At 70.3% G+C, this 7891-nt stretch carries 5 protein-coding genes; 1 reads left to right on the top strand and 4 read right to left on the bottom strand.

Annotated features, from left to right (window positions below; genetic code table 11):
* On the bottom strand, positions 1-389 hold a 389-nt coding region (locus tag D7V88_RS35950; RefSeq protein WP_208726686.1), incomplete at its 3' end, for a hypothetical protein.
* 161 nt (positions 390-550) lie between these two features.
* Here D7V88_RS35950 and D7V88_RS35945 point away from each other — a divergent pair.
* Entirely contained in the window at positions 551-3262 is a 2712-nt protein-coding gene (locus tag D7V88_RS35945) for a hypothetical protein (protein ID WP_147449007.1), read from the top strand.
* A gap of 38 nt (positions 3263-3300) precedes the next feature.
* Here D7V88_RS35945 and D7V88_RS35940 read toward each other — a convergent pair whose 3' ends face one another.
* The 3 genes from D7V88_RS35940 to D7V88_RS35930 form a co-directional block, all read right to left on the bottom strand.
* On the bottom strand, positions 3301-4329 hold the full coding sequence (locus tag D7V88_RS35940; protein WP_120545105.1) for a methyltransferase: 1029 nt from the start codon (positions 4327-4329) through the stop codon (positions 3301-3303).
* 103 nt (positions 4330-4432) lie between these two features.
* Complete coding sequence (locus D7V88_RS35935; protein WP_244238573.1) at positions 4433-5506, bottom strand: hypothetical protein; 1074 nt, start codon at positions 5504-5506, stop codon at positions 4433-4435.
* 141 nt (positions 5507-5647) lie between these two features.
* Entirely contained in the window at positions 5648-7684 is a 2037-nt protein-coding gene (locus D7V88_RS35930; RefSeq protein ID WP_120545104.1) for a c-type cytochrome, read from the bottom strand.
* Positions 7685-7891: the final 207 nt, after the last annotated feature.

Raw genomic sequence — 7891 nt, 5'->3', positions numbered from 1 at the left:
CCCAGCACGACGGCACCGTCCGGCGTTGGAGCCGCGATGGGAGGAACGACGCCGGTCCGCCCCACGGCGGTGCCGCCCCCCGTGGTGAAACCCCGTCCGGCGACGACACCCGTGGCGCCCGCACCGACACCTGCTCCGATGGCACCGAGCGCCGCGACGCCCGCGCCCGTGGCGCCCCCTCCGAGTGCTCCCACCTCCGCGACGCCCACGCCAACTCCCGCTCCGAGCGCGCCCACCGCCCCGACCTCCGACACAGCCGCGCCCAGGCCCGTGGCGCCCGCTCCAAGCGCGCCTGACTCCGCGACGCCCACGCCGACTCCCGCTCCGAACTCCGGAGCGACCGCGCCAGACGCCGCGCCGAACGCGGGATAGGCATCGCGGAGCTTCACGCCTGTGATTGCGCAAGGGCGGGTGAATCCCTCCCACCTCCAGGCGCGCCACGACATCGAAGCTCCGGCCCGCGGGGGAGGGGCGTGGAGGACGTGTGCTAGGACTCGCGGGGAGCGGCAGAACGTCTCTCCCACTCCTTCGCACCGGCTCCAGTCCTCTCATGAAGAAAGTCCTTCTCGTCCTGGTCGTCGTCCTCGTGGGGCTTGGCGTGGCGGGCGCCTTGCTCTACCGGAACGCCTCTCCTTCCAACGCGGACCACCGGCTGCTCACCGTCGCCACGGGGGATGAAACGGTCGCGTCGGTGGTGGTCAACCTGCGGCTGCTCAAGTCCGTGCGTTCGGTGGAGTCCTGGAAGGACCGCATCGACCCGGCGGAGAAGTACCTGCTCAAGGTCGGCAACCTGCCGCCCCGCCACCGGGACCTGCTCCTCGAAACGTTCTCGTCGTTCGCCTCGGGCTTCGTGAAGACCGCCGAAGGCCCTTCTCCCTTCCGCCTGTTCGCCTCCCACGGCACGGCGGATCAGGCGCTCGAAGCCCTCAAGAAGGGCCACCTGGTCGAAGCCACCACCGGCGACGACTACGTCCTCATCGACCCCGAGACCTGCGGACGCGAAGGCCCGCTCCGGCTCATCAAGGGCGACAAGCTCCTCGCCTTCGTCCCCACCGCGCTCGCGGCCGACTTCACCGCGCGGCTCGCCCAGGAGCCCGGTCGGAAGATGGAGTCGCTGTTGATCGCCCAGGGCGGCCTCAACCTGCAACCCTTCCTCGAATCCCTGGCCCCGCCGCTCGTGCAGATGGCCCTGGCGCGGGATGAAATCACCGAGAATGCCCGGAGGCTTTCGCTCACCCTGCGCGCGGACACGGACGGAGGCATCTGGGCGGAGCTCGATGTCCTTGGCGACCACCCTGAGCAAATCCAGAAGCTCTGGGAGAAGGCCTCGGGCGCGAACTCGCCGCTGAAGACCGTGGCGGAGACCTCCGTCAAGGTCACGCCGTCGAAGGACGCCTTCCGCCTCACCGTCGACGTGAACGCCCTGCAGAAGCACGCGGACGTGCTGACCCGCAGCTTCTCCCCGTTCCAGAACGAAGCGCTGAAGGACGAGGACCTCAAGGCCCTGGAGAGCGCCGAGGAAGCGCTGCTCGACCCCAAGGACCTCTACGCCTACGACGAAGCCCTGACGCCCGCGTCCTTCTTCGAACGCTCGGGCGAGGATTGCAGCCCCCGTCACGGAGTCGCCCTGGATGACGCGAAGAAGCTCCGCCTCGCGTTCACCTCCCTGAGCTCCCGGGAGAACCTGCCGGAGGTCGACTTCGTCAGCCTGACCTCCTCCGTCTGCATGCCCCCGCACTACAGCCCCGTCCTCGCGAAGCGCCCGTGGATGGAGGTCCGCATCCAACAGCCAGAGCTCGACCGGCCCACCTGTGGCCCGCTGGCGGACGAGGCGACCGGGATGACGTCCGAAGAGGATTTCTCCCGCGAGCACTCCAATGACATGCAGGTCGCCACCAACAAGGTCGGCTTCGCGTTCAAGCGCGGCGTGGACACGCAGAAGCTCCCCGCCATCGAAGGCACGGTCACCGTGCAGGTGCCCACGCGGGTGAAGAAGGTCACGCTGGCCTTCCGTCCGCCCTACGGCAGGACCGAGCTCGCCTTCCCCGAGGGCAAGCTCACCGTGGAAGCGACCCGCGTCAGCGACGACGGCCTGACGTTCCAACTGGGTTCGGAAGGCACCCCGCCCTCGGTGCTGGCCGTGCGCGCCCTGAACGCGGCCGGGAAGTACCTCGAAACGGAGTCGCGCTCAGGCTTCTCCGCGAGCATGACGCTGCCGTTCGTGGGCCGGATCGAATCCAATGACTCCACCGTCCTCGCCCACGGCAAGCCCGTGCAACTCGAGTTCGTCCTGGTGGACGCGACTGCGCCATACGTCCGGCCCTTCAAGCTCACCCCACCCTTCCCCCAGGCCCCGGACGCGCAGGAAGACGACACGGAGTCCGAGCCCACGGCCGAGCCGCTCAGCCAAGCGGTCTTTGAACAGACGCTCCAGTCCCCCGACTCCATCGCCCGGCGAGGGGAGCGCTACACCCGCTACACCAGCGGAGGACTGATCGCCGCGCCGGACGTGCCGGGCACCGCGCCCTCCCCGTTCAAGGTCCTGCTCCAGACGCAGGGCGTCTTCGAGAACAACCTGGAGATCGTCTGGACGGAGGATGTGCGGCGGTACTTCGGGCAACTGGATACGGGCATCCAGTTGGAGGTCCTGGAGGTGGACTTCGTCGACGGCACGCGCCTGCGCCCCGAGAACATGGACGAGACCCGCGAATCGGAGTCCGGAGAGAAGGAGTACGTCTGGGGCTCCCGGTTCGGGGCTCCGCGCAAGTGGAACACGACCCTGTCCCTGGGCCGTCCCAACATCTCCGCCAGTGACATCCAGGGTGTCATCTTCAGCGACTTCCTGCCCAACAGGATGGAGGACGTGCCCGTCGCGCGCATCCGGGGCCAACTGTCGTTCTCCCTGCCCACGACCATCGCGGTGTCGGCCCTCACGCCGCTGAGCCTGCACACGCGGGCCACGCTCGGGGAGGCACGCTTCCACGTCATGTCCATCGAAGGGGACGAGGTCAGCCTCCTGAGCGAGAACACGGACCAGCCCGGCTTCTCGGCGGCGTTCACCGACGCGAAGGGAAACCCCATCCGCGCGAGCCTGAAGAAGCGCGAGGACTTCGACGACGCGACCTTCCGGCTCGACTTCGAAACCGAGAAGCCCGTGCGCCAATGGCGGATGCTCCAGGCCCAGGGCCCAAGCAAGACCTATACGTACCCGTTCGAAATCACGGCCCACGTGCTCAAGCCCGTGTCCTCGCGGAAGAAGTAACGCCCCCGGCGCAATGGCAGACACCTTGCGCCGGAGGTTCACAGCTTGCGGCGGGCCTCGAGGAGGCTCATGCCCGTGCGGCTGGGCGAGATGCCTTCCAGCGTCCAACCGGTGGCGGCGAGGAGCGTTCGGAACTCATCCACCGTGCGCTCCTTTCCGCCCACCACCGCCAGCATGTTCAGGTCCAACAGCGACGCGAACGAAGGACTGCCGTCGTCCGGAATCACCTGCTCCAGCACGAACAGCCGGGCCCCGGACGGCGAGCCGTCATGGAGCCGCTGAAGGATGCGGGTGGCCTGAGCGTCCGGCCAGTCGTGGAGGATGAACTTGAGCAGGTACGCCTCCGCTTCGGGGATGCCGGACGCGAAGAAGTCACCCCCCACCAGTTCCACGCGGTCCGCCAACCCCTGCGCTTCCAAACGGGCCCGGGCGCTGGTGATGACAGCCGGCTGGTCGAAGAGGATTCCACGGCAGCCGGGATGCGCCTTGAGCACATGGCCCAGGAGGACGCCCTGGCTGCCTCCGATGTCCGCCACCCGCGCGAGGCTGGAGAAGTCGTGGAGCGCCGCGAGCTCCACGCCCACCTCGTCGGAGATGTTGCCCATGGCCTCCGCGAACTCCTCGGTCAGCACGGGGTCGCGGTTCAGCCACCCCCAGAAGTCCATCCCCAGGGTTTCTTGCGTGCGCGGTCTTCCCGTGCGGACCGCTTCGCCGAGCTGACCCCAGGGCAGCCAGTGGCCAGGGTTGCTCATCGCGAGCGCCATGCCCCGCATGGAGCCCGGCACGCCCCTGCGCAGGGCTTCCCCCAGGGGCGTCAGCGCGAAGGTGCGCGGCGGGGCTTCCACGAGCATGCCCGCGGTGACGCCACCGCGCAGCAGCCGGTACAGGTGCTGGCCCTCCAGGCCCAGCGCCCGCGCCACGTCGTCACAGGGACGCGGGCCCCCGGCCAGTTGCTCCACCACCTCCAGCCGGACCAGCGTGCCGAGGATCTGCGTAATCCAGTACCCGGTGACGTACTGCATGAACTGCGCGGTGGGCGAAGCCAGCGGTTCGGAGGGAGGAGCCATGCGCACCAGTGTGGAAGACCCGGACGCGGGAGGACACCCCGCCCGGAGGATGAGGCTTGCGTGGGAAAGCGTGTAACGCCCCGCCGCTACCTGGAGCAGGCACTCACCGGGTGTCGGGCGACGCGAACCAGTCCCAGTCCTCTTCGGCCAGGGGCAGCCCCTCGCGCTGACGGCGGGCAAGCAGCACCTCCTGCCTCCACGCAGCGAACCCTCCCGCGACGGGCCATGCCCGGGAGACGGTGCCCTTCAGGGGCTGCGCGAAGTTGAGCAACAGCATGCGGTTGACGCGTTCGACGACCCGCGGGCTTGCCCCGGTGCGCAGTTGGAACTCGGCGGCGAACAGGGCGCCCGCTTCCCGCACGCTGCTTGAGGGGGTGCCCGCCACCAGGACCGACGGCCACAATCCGAAGAGGGGCGGCTCCACGCCTTCGAGCAGCGCCGCGTGCAGCCGGTCATGCCCGTCCAACACCAGCCACTTCGCCAGGATGTCCACGTAGAGCAGCAGCGCGGGAGGCAGCGTCCCGTCCCGCGCGCGCTTGCGCCAGCTCTTCACCCGGCCGTCGTCGGGGGCGGAGGGTGCGCGGAGCGGAAGCACGGAACCCGGCCGTTGCGCGGGCAGCGCGTCCCACCAGTCCTCGTTCCAGGCCGGACTGAACCGCGTCACGGCGTCCAGCGAGTGGGGGGCCTGGGGTGGCTGGCCGAAGCACCACTCCATGGGAGAGACGGGATGGCGCTCCGCCTTGTCGGCGGACACGGCGCTCACGGGACGCAGGCACCACTGCCCGGAATGCAGCACCGACGCCGGAGCCTCCACGAGTTCCCGCGCCAGCTTCCACTGCCAGGCCTCCCACCAGGGCGCGGAGCCCGGAGCGTGGGACACGGCACGGACCTCGGGCGCTGACAGCGAAGGCAGCCTCCAGGGGAAGGGCGCCGTGCCGCGCAGGAAGACCGCGCGGTCCCACCAGTCGTCGATGCGCACCCACAACAGCGGCGCATCCCCGCTCATCAAGCGGAGCCGGTAGCGCCCGGCCGCCTCCAGGTGCAGGGCCGGACGACATGCCTGTCGGGCTCCGACGGGCACGTCCAGCAACAGGCCGGGGCCGGGCGTGCGCAGGCCCCAGGTCTCCGTCGCGTCCACGGTGAGGGAGACGCCCGTCGGGCCTCGGGTCAGCGCCACGACGGGGACCTTCTGGGGCTCACCGCGCTCGGGCTTCGGGAAGACACGTGGCTTCGCAGAGGCACCGCGAACTCCTGGGGGAACAGCCCTGTCCCGCGCCTGCACCCCGGAGCCCTGCTTCGCCCCGGAGCGCGGGTGGGTCTACAGCGTCTGCAGGTACGCCACGAGGTCGTCCACGTCCGCGTCCGATAGCTGCGACGTCTGGCCGTGCTTGTTCGTCTCACGGCCGTTCATCATGCGGGCCCGGAGCGTGGGCGCGCTGCCGTCATGCAGGTACGGCGCGGTGCGGCCCACCCCCAGCAGCGACGGGGTGTTGAGCCCCGACTTGATGACCTGCGCGTTGTCCTGCAACGCGCCCGTGCGCACGAACGTGCCCACGTCCGCGTTGGTGTTGTTGGTGAGCAGGGCACCCGCGTGGCAGGTGTCGCACGCCGCCTTCTTGTAGAGCGCTTCGCCGCGCGTCTGCGCCTCGGTGAGCGGCGCGCCCTGGTGCGGGTTGTCCGTCGCCGGGATGGTGTCGATGAACGCCGCCAGCTTCGCCACCGTGTCGGTGTCCAACTGCGTGCCGCCCATGCGGTCGATGACCGTGGCGTTCATGAACTCACCCAGCCCGGAGAACTCCCCGCTCCAGTGGAAGGGCGCCGTCGACGTCGTCATGCGGCCCGCGAGGCTGGGCGTCTGGCGCGGCCCGTCCGGGAAGCCCCACACGTGTCCGTCCTCGCGGCCTTCCAGGTGGCACGACGCGCAGGAGACGGCCACCATGGGGCTGGTCATCTTCGGATCCGCCGCGGTGAAGAACAGCCGCCGGCCCGCCGCTGCCAGCGGGGACAGGACGTCGCCCGCGAGCGCCAGCCGCTGGCCCTCCTCGAACACGATGCTCTCCCGGTCCTCGCCGGTGCTCACCAGCGTGCTGAGCGTGTGGTCGAACGCGTTGTAGACGTACGCCTTGCTCCCATCGCGGGTGATGGCGATGCCGTTGGGCCCCGCGCCCACCGACACCACCTGCCGCACGGAGCTCGTCTCATTCGGCAGGTCGCTGCCCGAACGACGCCACGCGGGCAGGATGGCCACGTTGTTCGTCTCCTGGTTCACCAGGAACAGCCACGCACCCGACGGGTCCACCACCGCCGCCGCGGGGCCCTGGAGGGGTGACTCCATCGACGGGCTCGCGATGAGCGACGTGGGGAAGTCCGGCTTCTCCTCCGGCGGCGGCTTGCACTCGTCCAGGTCATCCACCACCGGCGCGGGCGCATCCCCTTCCGCGTTGAAGGTGATGAGGCCCGCGGCCACCACGCCGCCACCCGGGCCCGCGCCGCACGGCGTTCCACCGCCGTACATCGAATCGCCGCCCCCCATTCCATCATCCGGCGACGCGGCCAGCGGATCCTCGCGCGACCAGAGCACCGGCGCGAAGAGCCGCCGTCCGTCCGGAGCGCCCAGCAGGTCCACCATGCCGCGCGCGCGGAAGGTGCGCGTCCCCTGGGGGCTTCCCGGTGGGGGCGGGGACTCCAGGGCGGAGATGGACCCCGGCCTGGAGGACGCACGGTTCGCGCGCGCGTTCAGGTCCGTCCCTTCACGCACCACCCGGGGCCGGTCCGCATCCGACAGGTCCACCGTCATCACGTCGCCCTGCCGGAACAGCGTCACCGCCGCCTTCTTGCCGTCCTCCAGGAGCGCGATGCCGCGAGGCTCCTCACCCAGCGGCAATTCCCAGCGCGCGGTGAGCGAAGCGGTGTCGATGGCGGTGAGGCTGCCGTGCTCGCTGGAGGTGCGCGTGGCGCTGTTCACCACGTACAGCGTCCGGCCGTCCGGCGACACCGTGAGCCCCGTGGGCTCCACGCCCACGTCCACGCGCGCCGCCTCCACCGTGTCGCCCTTGCGGATGACGGACACGCTGCGTCCGCCGCGGTTCGTCACGTAGACCGTATCGTCCGGGCCCACCGTCACGCGCTCCGGACGCGGGCCCACCCGCACCTCGCCCACCTTCTCCCGGCGCTCGGTGTCCACCACCGCGAGGATGCCGTTGTCGGCGTCCACCACGTACAGTGTCGAGTCGTCCCGGCTGAGCGCCACGGAACCGGAGGCATTGCTCCAGGTGCCCGCCACCTCGCGCTCGCTGCACCCCGACAGCACCAGCGTCGTCACCGCGCAGAACGCGGCCCATCCCTGCCGTCGCATCGGAATACCTTCCCCTCCCGTGTGGCCCGCGCGCCGTCCCGGCCTTCGCCCCTTGAGCGCGCGTGTTCCCCACGGCCTGTCGGGTGCGTGCCGGCCCTGCTCACACGCCATCCCGAGGGCCGCATGCTCGCCCACCCGTCCACCCGAAGTCGATGCCCTCCACACCGGCCGTGCGCCTCCGGACAGTGTGGGGAAGCATCCTCCCTC

The organism is Corallococcus terminator (assembly GCF_003611635.1).
Taxonomy (GTDB): Bacteria; Myxococcota; Myxococcia; order Myxococcales; family Myxococcaceae; genus Corallococcus; species Corallococcus terminator.
This window is presented reverse-complemented; position numbering and strand designations above follow the sequence as displayed.